14 protein-coding genes are annotated in these 17518 nt (G+C 47.8%); 13 read left to right on the top strand and 1 reads right to left on the bottom strand.

Going from position 1 to position 17518, the window contains the following annotated elements; genetic code table 11:
• Positions 1–39: 39 nt before the first annotated feature.
• Positions 40–300, bottom strand: a complete 261-nt coding sequence (locus tag C3B52_RS06900) for a DUF2627 domain-containing protein (protein ID WP_103105335.1) — start codon at positions 298–300, stop codon at positions 40–42.
• 171 nt (positions 301–471) lie between these two features.
• On the opposite strand from C3B52_RS06900, the gene C3B52_RS06895 reads away from it, so the two are divergent.
• The 13 genes from C3B52_RS06895 to spoIIM all read left to right on the top strand — a co-directional run bounded on the left by C3B52_RS06895 (position 472) and on the right by spoIIM (position 17424).
• Positions 472–2538, top strand: coding sequence for a sigma-54 interaction domain-containing protein (locus C3B52_RS06895; protein ID WP_103105334.1), 2067 nt, complete (start codon positions 472–474; stop codon positions 2536–2538).
• Between the two features lie 243 nt (positions 2539–2781).
• On the top strand, positions 2782–3873 hold the full coding sequence (locus C3B52_RS06890) for a Glu/Leu/Phe/Val dehydrogenase dimerization domain-containing protein (RefSeq protein WP_103105333.1): 1092 nt from the start codon (positions 2782–2784) through the stop codon (positions 3871–3873).
• A 284-nt stretch (positions 3874–4157) separates the two neighbouring features.
• On the top strand, positions 4158–5579 hold the full coding sequence (lpdA, locus tag C3B52_RS06885; RefSeq protein ID WP_103105332.1) for a dihydrolipoyl dehydrogenase: 1422 nt from the start codon (positions 4158–4160) through the stop codon (positions 5577–5579).
• Between the two features lie 18 nt (positions 5580–5597).
• Positions 5598–6590 carry a thiamine pyrophosphate-dependent dehydrogenase E1 component subunit alpha gene (locus tag C3B52_RS06880; RefSeq protein WP_103105331.1) on the top strand — a complete coding sequence of 331 codons (993 nt, stop codon included), beginning with the start codon at positions 5598–5600 and terminating at the stop codon, positions 6588–6590.
• 13 nt (positions 6591–6603) lie between these two features.
• The gene (locus C3B52_RS06875; RefSeq protein ID WP_103105330.1) at positions 6604–7587 is read left to right on the top strand and encodes an alpha-ketoacid dehydrogenase subunit beta; all 984 of its coding nucleotides are present in this window, start codon (positions 6604–6606) and stop codon (positions 7585–7587) included.
• Positions 7588–7607: 20 nt separating this feature from the next.
• Positions 7608–8960 (top strand): dihydrolipoamide acetyltransferase family protein, encoded by a 1353-nt coding sequence (locus C3B52_RS06870; RefSeq protein ID WP_103105329.1) that lies wholly within the window; start codon positions 7608–7610, stop codon positions 8958–8960.
• A 306-nt stretch (positions 8961–9266) separates the two neighbouring features.
• On the top strand, positions 9267–11423 hold the full coding sequence (locus C3B52_RS06865; protein WP_103105328.1) for a copper amine oxidase N-terminal domain-containing protein: 2157 nt from the start codon (positions 9267–9269) through the stop codon (positions 11421–11423).
• 390 nt (positions 11424–11813) lie between these two features.
• Complete coding sequence (mce, locus tag C3B52_RS06860) at positions 11814–12245, top strand: methylmalonyl-CoA epimerase (RefSeq protein WP_235615617.1); 432 nt, start codon at positions 11814–11816, stop codon at positions 12243–12245.
• A 130-nt stretch (positions 12246–12375) separates the two neighbouring features.
• Complete coding sequence (locus C3B52_RS06855; RefSeq protein ID WP_103105327.1) at positions 12376–13497, top strand: M20/M25/M40 family metallo-hydrolase; 1122 nt, start codon at positions 12376–12378, stop codon at positions 13495–13497.
• Between the two features lie 135 nt (positions 13498–13632).
• Positions 13633–14826 carry a DUF3866 family protein gene (locus tag C3B52_RS37255; RefSeq protein WP_103105326.1) on the top strand — a complete coding sequence of 398 codons (1194 nt, stop codon included), beginning with the start codon at positions 13633–13635 and terminating at the stop codon, positions 14824–14826.
• A gap of 157 nt (positions 14827–14983) precedes the next feature.
• Positions 14984–15541 (top strand): NUDIX domain-containing protein, encoded by a 558-nt coding sequence (locus C3B52_RS06840; protein WP_103105325.1) that lies wholly within the window; start codon positions 14984–14986, stop codon positions 15539–15541.
• Between the two features lie 28 nt (positions 15542–15569).
• Positions 15570–16718 carry an endonuclease Q family protein gene (locus C3B52_RS06835; RefSeq protein ID WP_103105486.1) on the top strand — a complete coding sequence of 383 codons (1149 nt, stop codon included), beginning with the start codon at positions 15570–15572 and terminating at the stop codon, positions 16716–16718.
• 79 nt (positions 16719–16797) lie between these two features.
• Entirely contained in the window at positions 16798–17424 is a 627-nt protein-coding gene (gene spoIIM / locus C3B52_RS06830; protein WP_103105324.1) for a stage II sporulation protein M, read from the top strand.
• Positions 17425–17518 lie beyond the last annotated feature (94 nt).

Genomic DNA, 17518 nt, shown 5'->3' with positions numbered 1-17518 from the left:
CGCTACATAAGAAGAGCCAGGCTGAATGTTTGGCCTGGCCTACTCATCATCTTCTGGTTCACGAACCATGAAGCGGGGTTGTACCCGATTTTTTTTGCGTTCGTGATGCAGGATAAACCCCGCAATAAACAATACAGGAATGGCAAAAGCGAGTATGCCAAGAATGAGCTGTCCCCACAAAAAGCCGACGTCCGGGGAGGTGGAATGAAAGAACGCGTCACGGATCAGCTTGATTCCATACATCGCGATAGCAGCAGGAATCACCATGATCAGCAGCGCGATTACTTTTTGAACAACCACGGGTGTTTCACACCTTTCTCTCTCGTCCTTTCATCATATCGGATGCCACGTACCTTGTCCACAGTCTGGAAGCGCCTGAACGAGCGCACGTTAGCTAAGAACACCTGTCCTTATCCCAATCATTGGAGTACAATGGAATCGAGTTTGATTGCAAAGAGAGGGGATCGGTGCGTGCACAAGTTGCTCATCGTTGGTGCTGGACGTGGCGGAACAGCACTTATTAAGATGCTGAACCAGATGGATCGGTTAAAAATCGTAGCTGTTGTCGATCACAGGCCAGATGCCCCGGGACTCGCGCTGGCTCGTTCCTTAGGTATCCATGTAGACACGGATTACAGACCCTATTTGGAAGCGGACCTAGATGTCATTTTGGAAGCGACCGGTGATTTAGGGGAATACAAGCATCTCAAGCATTTGAAAAAGGAAAAAACAGTGCTGATCCCCGGCACTTTTACGCGCATCGTAATGAAGCTGATCCGTGAACGCGACAAGCTGATTGCCGTAATGATGCAAAACCAGCGTGAGCGCGAGACGATGCTGGACTCTACTCACGATGCGATTATCGGTGTAAACAGGCAGGGTATCATTACCTTGTTCAATCAGGCAGCAGAGAGATTGATGGGGATCGACGCGAGTGAAGTGCTCGATACAAAAGTATCAGAACGTATACCTAACACACGCCTACATATCGTATTAGAGACGGGCTCTCCCGAGTTGAATCAGGAGCAGATCCTACCCAATCAGACCCGTATCATTACCAATCGCGTACCCGTTCGGAATGATCGCGATGAAGTAGTAGGGGCTGTTGCCATTTTTCGTGATATTACAGAAGTGATGGCGTTGGCTGAGGAAGTCACGGACTTGAAGGAACTGCAAAGCATGATGCAGGCCATTATCCAATCGTCGGATGAGGCTATTTCTGTGGTGGACAAGGATGGGAACGGGTTATTGATCAACCCGGCTTACACGCGGATTACGGGACTGTCACCTGAAGATATTATCGGCAAGCCTGCAACGGTCGATATTTCGGAAGGCGACAGCATGCATATGCAAGTATTGAAAACGAAGAAGCCAGTCAGGGGAGTCCCGATGAAGCTGGGACCAAAACGCAAGGATGTAGTCGTAAATGTTGCTCCTGTCATGGTAGACGGAGAACTAAAGGGCAGCGTTGGTGTCATCCATGACGTCTCGGAATTCAAGCGTTTGAGCGAGGAATTGGAAAAAGCCCGCCGCATCATCCGAACGTTAGAGGCGAAATATAGCTTTGCAGACATTATTGGGTATAGCGATCCAATGAAAGTCGCCATCGAGCAGGCAAAAAAAGCGGCACTGACCCCTGCAACGGTACTGCTAAGAGGCGAGTCGGGTACGGGAAAGGAATTGTTCGCCCACGCGATTCACAATGCAAGTGAACGTAAGTACAAGCAATTTATCCGTGTAAACTGCGCTGCTATATCCGAGACACTTTTGGAAAGCGAGCTGTTCGGCTACGAAGAAGGAGCGTTTACGGGTGCAAGACGCGGCGGAAAACGAGGATTGTTTGAGGAAGCGAGCGGAGGAACGATTTTTCTCGATGAAATTGGCGAGCTGTCCATGAGTATGCAAGTCATGCTCTTGCGCGTTTTGCAGGAGAGGGAGGTCGTGAGGGTCGGCGGGACGAAGCCAGTTGAAATCGATGTCCGTATCATTGCTGCTACTCATGTCAATCTCGAGTCAGCGATTGGGGCAGGGCGTTTTCGTGAAGACTTGTACTATCGGCTTCAGGTATTTCCAATCCATATTCCTTCTCTCAGACAAAGGCTGGAAGACATCCAGCCAATCGCGATGCATCTATTGCGCAAAGCAAATTTGGAGTACGGGCGTAATGTCGAAGAAATTCACCCAGATACCTTGCAAATGCTTTTTGAATACCAATGGCCAGGCAATGTGAGAGAACTGGAGAATGTCATAGGCAGAGCGATGATCCATATGAAGATCAATGAGCGAATCATTTTGCCAGAACATCTGCCTCCATTGGAACGAAGGATTGTGGGCACGGCAAAAGAGCTTCCTGAAAAGCAAGGGTCCTCAGGCAAAACGTTAAAAGAGGCAGTGGAAGAAGCAGAACGTGAGCACATCTTGCGTGAACTGGCGGCTGCACGCGGAAACAGAACGGTCGCAGCCAAGCGGTTAGGGATTGCTATTCGCAGCTTGTATTACAAAATGGAAAAGCTGGGGATTATGGAAGAGCAGATGTGATTCAGCAAGGAGATGAGTGTGCAAATATTTGCATGCAATACTTTGCGTGATTGTGCAATTATTTGCGTACTTGACCGATTGAATAATCTTCCACATGCACGTGGATAAAGCGCTTTCATAAGATGTTGTGAGTTGGCATGACATTTGCATATCTTTCACGACGAGGAATTCTCCTCGTGGTACCAGCTATGGCGTACGACCACGAGAATATGGAGAATGAATGACACTAGGGAGGTTTCTTCAATGAACATCTTTGATTACATGCAAAACTACGATTACGAGCAGCTGGTATTTTGCCAGGACGAAAATTCCGGATTGAAAGCAATTATTTGCATTCATGATACGACACTTGGACCAGCACTCGGCGGTACGCGTATGTGGCCGTACAAGACAGAAGAAGAGGCTATTATCGACGTACTTCGCCTGGGCCGTGGTATGACCTATAAAAACGCCGCTGCAGGATTGAACATCGGCGGAGGTAAAGCAGTAATCATCGGTGACCCACGTGAGCATAAGAGCGAAGAGCTGTTCCGTGCGTTCGGTCGCTATATCCAGGGCTTGAATGGACGATACATCACAGCAGAAGACGTAGGAACAACAGTTGCTGACATGGACATGATCCATTTGGAAACAGATTATGTAACAGGTGTATCGCCAGCATTTGGTTCCAGCGGAAATCCTTCTCCGGTAACTGCTTACGGTGTATACCGCGGTATGAAGGCTTCTGCTAAGCTCGCTTATGGCAGCGACTCTCTGTCCGGTCGCGTCGTAGCTGTTCAAGGTGTTGGTAACGTTGCTTACAATCTGTGCCGCCATCTGCATGAAGAAGGCGCGCATTTGATCGTTACTGACATCAACCAGGAAAACGTAAATCGTGCAGTGAACGATTTCGGTGCCAAAGCGGTGGGAGTCAATGACATTTTCAGTGTTGAATGCGATATCTTCTCGCCATGCGCATTGGGTGCAATCATCAACGATGACACCATTCCGCTGTTGAAAGCAAAAGTAATCGCTGGCGCAGCGAACAATCAATTGAAAGAAGAAAAACACGGCGACATGATTCATGAAATGGGCCTCATTTACGCACCAGACTACGTAATCAATGCAGGTGGCGTAATCAACGTTGCAGATGAGCTGCAAGGCTACAATCGTGAGCGCGCACTGAAAAAAGTAGAAACCATTTACGATACCATCCTGAAGGTTTACGAAATTGCTGAACGTGATGGCATGCCATCCTACAAAGCAGCTGACCGCATGGCTGAAGAACGTATCGCAAGTGTTGGCAAGTCACGTAATACTTTCCTGCAAAACGGTAAGACTGTTTACCATCGCTAATTTTCAGTGATGGTTGGTTACCCAGGCTGCTTGTCTCGTTACTGACGAGCAGTCGGGGCTACATAAGCAATGTTCTTTGAATATTCATATTCTCGGAAATAGACGGGGGAGCTTACCTCGTTCATCCGAGCTTCGCAACATTATCTCGTAACTACATGCTGAAGCATCCGGGCAAGTGCCTATGCATCTGCATCCAGTTTTCTTCGGTTCAACTTTCCGTTAAAGCGCGCTCGCTCTTTTGTGAGCATACCTCGACAGGTTTTTATTGAAAGGAGCGATCATGGATGTCTCAAGAATTTGATTTGGTCGTTCTCGGTGGTGGCACTGGAGGCTATGTAGCGGCTATTCGTGCTTCTCAATTGGGAATGAATGTGGCAATTGTGGAAAAAGAAAAACTCGGAGGAACATGTCTGCATCGTGGCTGTATCCCTTCCAAGGCACTTCTTCGCAGCGCAGAAGTATTCTCCACTTTGAAAGAAGCCGATAAGTACGGTGTTTTGGCTGACAATGTGGGTTACGATTTTTCAAAGATTCAAGAACGCAAACAAGGCATCATCGACCAGCTTCATAAAGGAATTCAGTATTTGATGAAAAAAGGAAAAATCACTGTATTTGAAGGGTTCGGTCGCGTCATGGGTCCATCCATTTTCTCCCCACAGGCTGGAGCTGTGCGAATCGAAAAGGAAAACGGCGATCAGGAAATGATCGTACCTCGCTTTCTATTGCTGGCGACAGGTTCACGACCACGCACGCTGCCAGGACTTACGATTGATGGTTCCTATGTCGTAACAAGCGACGAAGCATTGCAGTGGGAAAAGCTTCCAGCATCAGTCGTAATCGTAGGGGGCGGAGTCATCGGGATTGAATGGGCATCCATGCTCACTGATTTTGGTGTAGACGTTACAGTAGTGGAGTATGCAGATCGCATCCTGCCTTTGGAGGACGAAGAAGTAAGTAAAGAGCTGGCGCGTCTGTTGAAAAAACGTAAGGTGACGATCGTAACCGGAGCAAAGGTACTCCCGGAATCCATGGAAAAAGGCGAAGGCCGTGTGGTGATTCAGGCCGAAACCCAAACAGGCGTACAAACCTTTGAAGCAGAAAAAGTTCTCGTTTCCGTAGGCAGACAGGCGAATGTAGAAAACCTGGGACTCGAAGCAACAGAGATCAAGGTTGAGCGTGGCGCAGTGGTTGTGAATGAATTCTTTCAAACGGCAGAATCGCATATTTATGCCATTGGCGATGTCATTGGTGGATTGCAGCTGGCACATGTCGCTTCCCACGAAGGAATTTTAGCGGTAGAGCACATGGCTGGATTGAATCCTCATCCAATGGACTACACCAAGGTTCCGAAGTGCACATACAGCCGTCCTGAAGTCGCGAATGTTGGCTTGACGGAAAAAGAGGCGCGTGAACAAGGCTTTGATGTGAAAATTGGAAAGTTCAGCTTCAAGCCGCTAGGAAAGGCCTTGATTCACGGCGAGAACGACGGATTTGTGAAGCTGGTCGTAGATGCTAAAACCAATGATTTACTAGGTGTTCATATGATTGGCCCACATGTCACAGACATGATTTCAGAAGCAGGTCTGGCTCGTGTGCTGGATGCGACCCCATGGGAAATTGGTCAGACGATTCATCCTCATCCATCCTTGTCAGAGGCGATGATGGAAGCAGCGCAAGCAGTTGATGGAAAAGCAATTCACAATTAATGAGGAGGGTATAAAGCGATGACAACCAAACGTCATGAAGAAGTAGGTTTGACCGACGCTCAAGTGCTAGACATGTATTATTACATGCTGCTCGCGCGCAAGGTCGATGAGCGCCAGTGGCTGTTAAACCGGGCGGGCAAAGTCCCGTTCGTCATTTCCTGCCAAGGCCAGGAAGCAGCGCAGGTAGGAGCTGCTTTTGCGATGGAGACAGAAAGAGATTATTTGTGTCCGTATTATCGTGATCTTGGTCTGGTTCTTGTATTTGGCCAGAGTGCACGTGACTGCATGTTGTCTGCTTTTGCCAAGGCTGAAGATCCAAACAGCGGCGGACGTCAAATGCCAGGCCACTTCGGTGGAAAGAAATACAATATCCTGACCGGCTCCAGCCCAGTAACGACACAGGTACCTCATGCAGTGGGCATGGCGTTGGCGGGGAGAATGCAGAAAAAAGATTTTGTTGTGTATACGTCTTTTGGAGAAGGCTCCAGCAACCAAGGGGATTTCCACGAGGGTGCCAACTTTGCTGGCGTACACAAGCTCCCAGTTATCTTCTTCTGTGAAAATAACAAATATGCGATCTCGGTTCCGATCAACAAGCAATTGGCGTGCGAAAGTGTAGCTGACCGTGCTATCGGATACGGCTTCCCGGGAGTAAGCGTAGATGGCAACGATCCGATCGAGGTGTACCGAGTTACCAAAGAAGCGGTAGAACGTGCACGCAGCGGTGCAGGTCCTACTTTGATTGAGGCAGTGATGTACCGTCTGGTTCCACATTCCAGTGATGACGACGATCGTGTATATCGGACACGTGAGGAAGTAGAAGAAGCAAAGAAAAAAGATCCACTCATCCTGTTTGCTACCTATCTGAAAGAGGTTGGCCTTCTGGATGAAAGTACGGAAGCAGATATGCTAGCTCGCGTTCAGCTGGAAGTAGACGAAGCGACGGAGTATGCGGAAAATGCACCATATCCGTCTCCAGAATCGACTCTGACACACGTATACGGGGAATAAGGGGGGTATCCTGATGGCAGTCATCTCGTTTATTGATGCAGTTACAATGGCGATGCGCGAGGAAATGCGCCGCGATCAAAATGTGTTTGTCCTCGGAGAAGACGTAGGTGTGCGCGGAGGTGTTTTCCGTGCCACAGTGGGATTGATTGAAGAGTTTGGAGAAGAGCGTGTGATTGATACGCCACTGGCAGAATCCGCAATCGTTGGGGTAGGAATCGGAGCAGCAGCATATGGCATGCGTCCCATCGCCGAGATCCAATTTGCCGACTTTATTATGCCAGCAGTCAATCAGATCGTCAGTGAAGCAGCAAAAATGCGCTATCGCTCAAATAATGATTGGAATTGCCCGCTTACGATTCGTGCTCCGTTCGGGGGAGGAGTGCACGGTGCACTCTACCACTCTCAATCAGTGGAAGCGATGTTTACCAATACTCCAGGCTTGAAAGTGGTGGCTCCGTCTACCCCTTATGATGCAAAGGGCCTTCTGAAAGCAGCCATTCGCGATGAAGATCCAGTGCTCTTTTTCGAGCATAAGCGTTTGTATCGCCTGATTAAAGGTGAAGTTCCTGATCATGACTATGTTTTGCCAATTGGCAAGGCAGATGTAAAGCGTGAAGGTACCGACATTACTGTCATTTCGTATGGCTTGGCTCTGCACTTCTGCCTGCAAGCAGCAGAAAAGCTTGCTCAAGAAGGAATCAGCGCTCATGTTCTGGATTTGCGTACTCTTTACCCTCTCGACAAAGAGGCGATTGCTGAAGCCGCCTCCAAAACAGGTAAAGTATTGATTGTCCACGAAGACAACAAAGAAGGCGGCGTTGGTGGCGAAGTCGCTGCAATCGTTGCGGAGCATTGCTTGTTTGATCTGGATGCACCGATCAAGCGTCTGTGCGGTCCGGACGTTCCAGCAATGCCTTACAGCCCACCTATGGAAAAATTCTTCATGCTAAACCCGGATAAAGTTTTGGAAGCAATGCGAGAGTTGGCCAACTTTTAAGGCGAGGAGGACCATGGATCATGGCAACGAAAGTGCTAATGCCCCAGCTCGGAGAAAGTGTGACCGAAGGAACGATCAGCAAGTGGCTGGTCAATGTGGGAGACACCGTAAAAAAATATGACTCGTTGGCTGAAGTGACAACAGACAAGGTGAATGCCGAGGTTCCGTCTACGGTTTCCGGCCGCATCACGGAAATTGTGGTCCCAGAAGGCGAGACAGTAGAGATTGGTACATTGATTCTATATATAGAAGAAAGTGGAGAGGCTGGCGCTGCTGCTCCTGCGTCGACACAAGAAGCACCAGTACAACAGCAGCCAGTATCCGCACCTTTGCAACCAAGCGCTGCACTAGCAGCAAGCCAGCCTGCACAGCAAAAAGCCAGCTCGAATCAGGATGGACCGAAACAGCGTTATTCACCTGCTGTCATGGCCCTTTCCCAAGAGCATGGGATCGATCTGTCCCGAGTGGTTGGTACAGGTGCCCAGGGGCGCGTGACTCGTAAGGACGTTCAAGCAATAATTGACGCGGGTGGACAACAAGCAGCAGCTCCTGTCGCTCAAAATACGGCACCAGCTGCTGTTTCCCAGCCGGAACCGACTCCAGTTCCTGCAGCGGCGACTGCGACATCTGTATCATCTGTTCCAGCTGCGACAAGTGTAGATATTCCAGTAGCGAGCGGAGACCAAACCATCCAGGTGACACCGATTCGCAAAACCATTGCGAGCCGAATGGTCCAAAGCAAGCATGAGGCTCCACACGCATGGACAATGGTTGAAGTTGACGTGACCAATCTCGTTCATTTCCGCAATCAGGCAAAGGATGAGTTCAAGCGTAAAGAAGGTCTCAACCTTACATTCCTGCCATTTTTCATCAAGGCAGTTGTGGAATCATTGAAGGAATACCCAATGATTAATTCCACGTGGGCAGGAGACAAAATTATCGTCAAAAAAGACATTAATATTTCGATTGCAGTTGCGACAGAAGACGCACTTTACGTTCCTGTGATCAAGCATGCTGACCAAAAGTCTGTTCTAGGTATCGCCAAGTCTGTGGACGATCTGGCTGCTCGCACACGGGCAGGGAAGCTTACGATGGATGATATGACAGGTGGAACCTTCACTGTCAACAATACGGGTTCGTTTGGCTCTGTGTTGTCGCAACCAATTATTAACGCCCCGCAAGCAGCGATCCTCAGTGTCGAATCGATCGTGAAACGACCAGTGGTTATCAATGACATGATAGCGGTGCGCTCGATGGTAAATCTCTGCATGTCACTCGACCACCGCGTGCTGGATGGCCTGATCTGCGGACGATTCCTGCAGAGCGTTAAGCAAAAGCTGGAAAACGTCGGACCAGATACAAAGCTGTATTAATCTGCGGTAGTTGAGATGCTTGCAAGAAACCAGGCCATGTGCGGTCCTGGTTTTTTGTGATGCTCACATACGGTATGACACAGTAAAATTACGAATCAAAAAAAAGCGTCAAAAACGCAAAAAAAATTTTATTTTGCAGAAGAAGGATATGTAACTTTTTGGAGCGTTCCTTCGTCTTACCAATAGTAGCCAGGGAGTCTATCAAATTCCGTAGAAGAGATTCCCACTAGATATCATTTATGGTAGACTGATAGCGACCTGCTAGAGATTTATTACCAGATTATAGGTAAAAATGGGAGGAAGAACATGAAGAAGACAAACAAAGCACTGCCATTGGTGCTCGCATCTGCGCTAGCAGCTACACCTTTTGTTGCAGTACCACATGCACAAGCGATTTCTGGCTTGGACATTTCGGCGGATGAAGATGGTGCAGGGGATGATAGTGAATACAAAATCGAATTCACGTTAGACAAGGCTCTTGACTCTGGAGATTACATCTATGTGGAATTTGATTCCGATTATACAGTGAGTAAGAATATTTCCACCAGCGACATTGACGCGAATTTCGATATTAAGAGCGTGAAAGTAAGTGGAAGAGAAATCCAGATCAGAATTGATGAAGATCTTGATAAGGATGATGATGTTTCTTTCACTATTGAAGACGGGATCACTAATCCTGATAGTAAAGGCTCCTATAGTGTTGAGGTAAGAACTACAAGTGAGAAATCAGCTAAGTCCAAAAAGGTTTCAATCTCAGGTTCCAGCAGCGGCTCCAGCAGCAAAGGCGATTACTCTGTTACCCTTGGTAGCAAAGCGTCTGGAGATACGACAAGCATCAAGCTGGGCGAAATCTCTCTCAAGAAAAGTGTAAAGCTCGAAACGAATGAGACGATAACAGTCATTTTCCCAAGCAGCAGCATGCTTCCGTCCAAGATCGATTCTGACGATGTAAAAGTAAATGGCTCCGTAGCTAAGTCCGTAAGTGTAAAAGGCGACGAAGTCACCATTAAAGTACCAAGCGGTGCGAATAAAGACAGCTACATCAATTTAGAATTCACAAAATCTGCTGGTATTGAAAACCCTAAAACCGGTGATTACACGTTCAAAGTGAAATATGACGGTTCTACATATGAATCCAAAAAGTTTGAGGTAACGAAATCCGGTTCTGGCAGCTCCAGCACTTCTACAGACGCTTTCACTGTCAACCTGTCTGATCCATCCGCTGGTGCTCGTTCCAGCTATACGTTTGACGCTGATTTCGGTAACAAAAAATTGATGGCTGATGAGGACCTGATTCTGGAATTCCCCTCTGCTGACATGGTCCCTGGAATTTTGACCTACAGTGATTTTACGCTGAACGGGAAAACTCCAAAAAGAGCGAGTGCTTCTGGAAATAAAGTATATATCACGGCTCCATCTGGATTCTCGTCCAGCAGCGAGGTAAAAGTTGTTGTTTCCTTCTCTGCCTGGATCTCGAATCCAAAGACAGCGGGAACCTATACACTCAAGGCTTCCATTGACGGTAAAACACTGGAATCCAAGTCGTTTACCATCGGCGGTTCTTCCGTGAACCCGACACCAACGAATCCGACAAGCCCTACAAATCCGACTAATCCAACCACGCCAAATCCAAACGTGGTCAATAACAGCACCGCTACAATCGGTCTCACTTCAAATGCATTGGGTAAACCGACAGGTGTCAATATTGCCATCAAAGGACTGGGTGTTGGTCTGATGAAGCAGCGTGACTTCGTTGAGCTGGTATTCCCAGCGGGCTACAAAGTGCCAGCTTATATCGCGCCTGCAAACGTTTCAGTAAATGGAGTGGGAGCAAACTATGTAGCGGTTCGCGGACAAAACGTTCTGGTGTATCCAGCGCAGGATATTCCTGCTGCAACAGCTGCGAATATCACAATTACAGCTGCAGCCAATATCGTAAACCCGTCTGTGAAAAATGCGTACAGCATTAGCGTTTTCACTTCGGAAGAAAAAGGACTCTTGTTTGCTCGTGCGGTAGGAGTAGGTATGCCTTCACCTGCACAACCAGCTACACAGCCTACGACACCAGCGACTCAGCCTGCAGTAGCTGTTCCAGCGAATGCAGCACTGTTTAAAGTAAACACAGCAAACTTCACCTTGCAGGGCAAAACATATCCATTGCAAGTAGCACCATACATCGCGGGTGGAAACACAACGATGGTTCCAGCACAGTTTTTCAAAGAGGCTTTGTATTTGACTACACAATGGAACGCAAAGGACGTTGCGATTATTAGTGGCAACAAAGTCATTAAGTTTACTGTTGGTTCCAACAAAGCAAAAATTGGAAATCAAGAGGTTGCTCTCCCAACTCCAGTAGTATTGAACAACGGAATGCCAATGATTCCAGTTCGTTTCGTAACAGATAATCTGGGCTACAAAGTTGGCTGGGATGCTAAAACCTCCAGCGTGTTCGTTTATAAATAAATCGATCAAACAAAACCCCCTTTCGCTTTTGGCGGAAGGGGGTTATTTTTTACCTGGGAGAATCTGCTTATTGGAAATAGAAGAAGGTGGGGAGGATCAAGGCGAAAACGAGAATGACAATTAAAACTTTGGCGACGAGGGATTGCTTCATCCTTCATCAGCCTCCTTTCTGTATATACATCTGCAAACTTGTGAAAAAGGGAAGTTATACATAAAGTGCGTATGATAAAATTGGCGATAAGGACCATTTCTATGCCGCACGTATGCGTACAAGGTTATACTCTACAATCAGGATTTTACCGAATTGTATAAGCAGTGGCAACAGGATTGTCCATATTTACGAAAACGGTCAAACATAGATACAAATAGCGGAGTAAAAAAGAGAGGAAGATGACAGTGAACGCTCCTAACAAAATTGCCCACATCGGTATCGCTGTAAAAAGTCTTGAACAAGCACTTCCTTTTTACACGAAGCATTTGGGGCTAACCCTCGTAGGAACGGAAGAGGTAGAAAGTGAACAGGTGAAGGTCGCTTTTCTGCAAATTGGTGAAAGTCGAATTGAGCTGTTAGAGCCTCTCTCTGATCAGAGTCCAATCGCCAAGTTTATCGAAAAGCGCGGGGAAGGAATCCATCATATCGCACTTGATGTAGACGATGTCCGGGAACGGCTGATCCATTTAAAGGAACAGGGTGTACCGCTTATCCATGAGCAGCCTAAAGAAGGGGCTCATCATGCCCAAATCGGGTTTTTGCATCCAAAAGCGGCAGGCGGAGTCCTGTACGAGCTCTGCCAATATCCACAAGAGGATCATGAGTATTGACATGTGGATTCATAATGAGAGCAATCGGTAAGATTGATTGGTGTTTCAATGGTAGAAAAAATTTTTTTGCGGTATACTGGAACTTGTGAATATGTACCAAAATCGGGCTTTGATTTGGGAGGTAACGAGTGTGAGTAAGATCAACGAGGAACGTTTGTTGAATGAGTTTTTGGAGCTCGTCCAGATTGACAGCGAAACAAAAAACGAAGCTGAAATCAACAAAGTGCTGAAGCAAAAATTGGTGGACATGGGCTTTACTGTTGAGGAAGACGATGCTGCCGCAAAAACGGGACATGGCGCCAACAACCTGATTGCAACATTGGAAGCGACAGGCAAAGGACCTGCCATTCTGTTCAGCAGCCACATGGATACGGTCGTTCCAGGAAATGGCATCAAGCCACAAATCCGTGACGGTTACGTTTATTCCGATGGCACAACGATTTTGGGCGCAGATGACAAAGCGGGGATCGCTGCTATTTTCGAAGGTATTCGTACCATGAAGGAGCAAAACCTGACGCACCCAACGATTCAGGTCGTATTGACTGTCGGTGAAGAGTCTGGTCTGGTTGGTTCCCGTGCAATGGATTCCAGCCTACTAAAAGCAGAAATGGGCTTTATCCTTGACTCCGAAGGTCCAGTTGGCAAAATTACTTCCGCAGGTGCTGGACAATACCGCATTGTTACCAAGATCCATGGAAAAGCAGCTCATGCTGGCGTAAATCCCGAAGATGGCATTAGCGCGATTTCTGTAGCGAGTAAAGCGATCTCCCGTATGCCACTTGGCCGAATCGATGCGGACACGACTGCAAATATCGGTCGCTTCGAGGGTGGTAAAGCGTACAACATCGTCACTGACTATGTAGAAGTATGGTCCGAGGCGCGCAGCCTTGTAATGGACAAGCTGGAAGCGCAAGTGAAGAAAATGACAACGGCTTTCGAGGAAGCAGCAGCTGAGTACGGAGCTACTTGCGAGAATGATGTTATTTTCATGTATCATGGCTACAAGTACGACGAAGAAACGCCAGTAGTGAAAAAAGCAATTGCCGCTGTAAAACGCGTTGAGCGCAATCCTGAGCTGGTTGCAAGTGGCGGCGGAAGCGACGGAAACGTCTTTAACGGCTACAACATCCCAAGCGTTAACTTTGCGATTGGGTACGAAGAGATCCACACCAAAAACGAGCGTATGCCAATTGCAGAGCTGAACAAAGCAGCTGAGCTGGTGCTCGCTATCATCGCTGAAGTGCAAGAGTAATAAGTGTAAGCCGGGACTGTCTTAAAAAGTCCTGGCTTTTTTATTAACCAAAGACAATCTTTGATGATTGGGGCAAGCTATCTGAAACATAGACTAAACGAGAGGGGCAAGCTGCACGGGAAATGGGGGAAGAAAATGCTTCAACTGGTAACAGCGACTGTCGCCGGAGTAGTGGAACAACGGGAGGGCATGCAAATCCTGCGTGTACAGGTCGAGGGAAGCCAGCATATTGAGCAGGCTATTTCCTTTGGTGAAGAAAGCTTTTCGCTAGGAGATCGCTTGCTGGTAAATACGACTGCTGTTCGCTTGCAGCTGGGCACAGGAGGCTTTCATCTCGTAGTAGGGAAAGAAAATACGATGAGAGAACGGGATGTAGCACCGAGCGAATGGGGACATATTATGAAAATGCGCTATGCCCCCTGGCAGCTCGCTGTAGATACAGTAGAAGAACAGAACAGCCCCTACCATGAGTTGTTTAGTCGGGAAGACTTGTCTTTGGAAGGAACGCCAGTTGTCATCAGTGAGCTCCATAGTATGCTCCCTGTTACAGTCCAGGCAATAAAAGAAAAGAATGCTGCGGAACAGATCGTGTATGTGATGCCAGATGGAGCATCATTGCCGCTCGCGCTCAGCAGGCATGTCCATCATTTGAGGAAGACGCAGAAGCTGGCGGCAACTGTGACCGCTGGACATGCGTGGGGTGGGGATTATGAGGCGGTTACGATACATAGTGCCTTACTAGCAGCAAAGCATATCGAGAGTGCGACGATCATCGTCTGTATGCTCGGGCCTGGTGTTGCAGGAACGGGTACCTCCTATGGTTTTTCAGGAGTCCAGCTGGCCGAGGTGATTCATGCCGTGTCAGCTTTGGGAGGAATTCCTTTTTATATTCCACGAATCAGCTTTTCTGACCTTCGCAATCGCCATTACGGGCTGAGTCATCACACGAGTGTGGTTCTGGGACGTTACGCCCTTCGCCCTGTCGTGCTTTCTATACCCAGACTGGGAGATCACAGAGATTTTCATTTAGAGCAGCAAGTGTCTGCATTGTGCAAGCAAAATGAGCATGGCGTCGTCTGGGGAGCCATAGCAAGTTTGGACCGGTTGAATGCGCTTGAAAGGGCCTATGGCTTGTCCTTTTCAACGATGGGAAGAAGCTGGAGGGAGGACCCAGTGCCTTTTCAAACGGCTATTCTTGCAGCCGACCACGTTCTCAGATTTCGTTTATGGCAGCAAGAGTCGTTTTCCTGCGACCCGTATTGGTTCTCCGCGCCAAATATTCTTGCAGAGATAAGTCTTTTTTTGACCAAGAGCGAAGAGCCGCTCTGATTTCCCATGCTTTCCCCACCATGCGCAGCTGCTTTTCATCTACATAGGTTTTCATCTGTGATCTCCTCCGATACAATAAGTGTGGACAAGCTTCATGCTCCCAACTTATGGGGGAGAGTACCGGATTAGAACTACTTTAGAAAAAAGGATGATAGTTGTGAGCAAATACGAGCATTTATATGAGAAGACAATTGCAAGTCAGTCTATTTATGACGGCCGGATCATTAAAGTGAAAGTAGATGAGGTGCTGCTGCCAAATGGCAACACCGCCAAGCGGGAGATCGTTAATCATCAGGGGGCAGTCGCTGTTTTGCCTTTAACCGACGATGGGAAAATGGTTGTCGTTCGTCAATTCCGCAAGCCATTGGAATGTACGATTGTAGAAATTCCTGCAGGGAAGCTGGAAATAGGGGAAGAACCGCTAACTTGTGCAAAACGTGAGCTGGAAGAAGAAACAGGGTACGTAGCCAAAAATTATTCGCTCCTGAGCTCGTTCTACACCTCGCCAGGTTTTGCAGACGAGCTGTTGTATGTTTATGTCGCGACAGAATTGACAAAAGGAGAGAGCCGTCCAGATGAGGACGAGTTCGTCGACGTTCTGGAGCTGACATTGGAGGAGGCACACGAGCTGCATCGCGCAGGGGAAATCCGCGATGCCAAAACAGTCGTTGCCTTATTTGCTTGGGAAAACATGGTGCTGCGTAACCGTGGATAACGCCCTTCTACATTCGTATTTCTGTGACATGCACATTCACATCGGGGGTACAAGGAGCGGTAAACCCGTAAAAATAACAGCATCTCGCCACATGACGCTGACTAAAATCCTGGAAGAGGCATCGGAGAAAAAAGGAATGGATGTAATCGGTATTATCGATTCTCATTCTCCAGAGGTACAAGAGGAACTCCTTGATTTATTAGAAAGAGGCACGGCAAGCGAGCATAAGGATGGGGGGATCGTCTACAAAGAGACGGTACTGCTGCTTGGCTGCGAAGTGGAGATCAAGGAAGAAGGTCGTGGAGAAGCGCATTTTTTGGTCTATCTTCCCAGGCTCAAAGAAATGCAGGAGTTTACACGCTGGCTATCTGTTAGATGTAAAAACGTCACCCTAAGCTCTCAACGTATTCATGCAAAGCTATCAGAGCTGCAGGCATGTGTAAAAGACCTAGGGGGCCTTGTCATCCCTGCGCACATTTTTACTCCTCACAAAGGCTTGTACGGAAGCTGTACAGATGCGATGGCAGATGTACTCGACCCAACCCTTATTTATGCTGTGGAATTAGGGCTGAGTGCGAATACAGAAATGGCGGATACCCTTTCGGAGCTGCAAGACAAAACCTTTTTGACCAACTCAGACGCGCATTCTCTCGGAAAAATCGGTCGCGAGTATCAAGCGCTGATGATGGCAGAAAGATCATTTGCCGAATGGGAAAAAGCGATACGCAGGATAGATGGCAGACACGTCAGCGTAAACTACGGATTGCATCCAGAGCTTGGTAAATACCATCAAACAGCTTGTCAGGGGTGTCAATCGAAGCTGCCGGCAGATGCAGCTGGCAGATGTCCCGAGTGTGGTCATAAGAGGGTGGTACGAGGCGTAGCAGCTCGGATTGAACAGCTGGCTGATCGCGTGCCTGGTCAGCATCCCGACCATCGTCCCCCTTATGTGGAGCAGATTCCGCTCGATTTTATTCCGGGCGTTGGACCCAAAATGTTGGAGAAGCTGTATCAATCCTTTGGAACGCAAATGAATGTACTTCACCGTGTCAGTGAACAGGAGCTGGCAACGGTAATCGGCGAAAAAATTGCAGGGCTGATCGTTCATGCACGCGCTGGAAAACTGCAGGTGCAAGCAGGCGGGGCGGGTACGTACGGGAAAATCGTGAAGACGTAAGGGGCGCAAAAACAGTCATAGTAGCAGACTTGTCCGCATAAGCTGTACAGTAATCAGCAAAGCGGGAGGCGACTGTAGCGTGCGTTCACGAGTCGGACAAACCATCCAAACCTATGCGCGAGAACACCAATCCCTCTATTGGTTTACGATTGTCCTATTTACGATGGGCATTATTTTCGGGGCCGTACTCGTCAATTCCTTGCCACTCTCACAAAAGCAGGAGCTGTATGGATTTCTGCAATATTTTTTTAACAGCTTAAGTCAACAAGGGATTCCAGAAACCAGTACTCATTTTCAGCAGTCTTTTGGTTTTTACGCCAAGACTGTAGCAATCATGTGGGTACTTGGCTTGTCCATTATCGGACTGCCTATGATTTTGTTGATGCTGTTCCTAAAAGGTGTTGTTGTCGGCTTCACAGTCGGCTTTTTGGTAAACCAACTGCAATGGCAAGGTGTCACGTTTGCGATGATGGGTATTTTGCCTCAAAATTTGTTGGTTGTTCCGGCACTATTCATCATCGGCGTGAGTGGAATTTCGTTTTCTCTTCGCTTGATCAAGACGAGACTGGTTAGCAAACGTGATGATATTATGCCGCATTTTATTGGCTACACGGTGCTTGTGATGTGCATGCTGGGCGTTTTGACGATGGCGGCACTGTTCGAAACGTTTGTATCGCCAAGACTGATGCAGGTTGTGCTCAATTAAGAATAATTATCAGGTAATAACTTATGCATTTGACTTATTCTACGCCCCTCTACTATAATAGGAACAGGTTTCATGCGAGCGGGGAGGGGCATTA

The organism is Brevibacillus reuszeri, assembly GCF_002897295.1.
Lineage (GTDB): Bacteria > Bacillota > Bacilli > Brevibacillales > Brevibacillaceae > Brevibacillus > Brevibacillus reuszeri_A.
The sequence above is the reverse complement of the archived record's forward strand: the minus strand, read 5'-3'. Positions and strand labels throughout refer to the sequence as shown.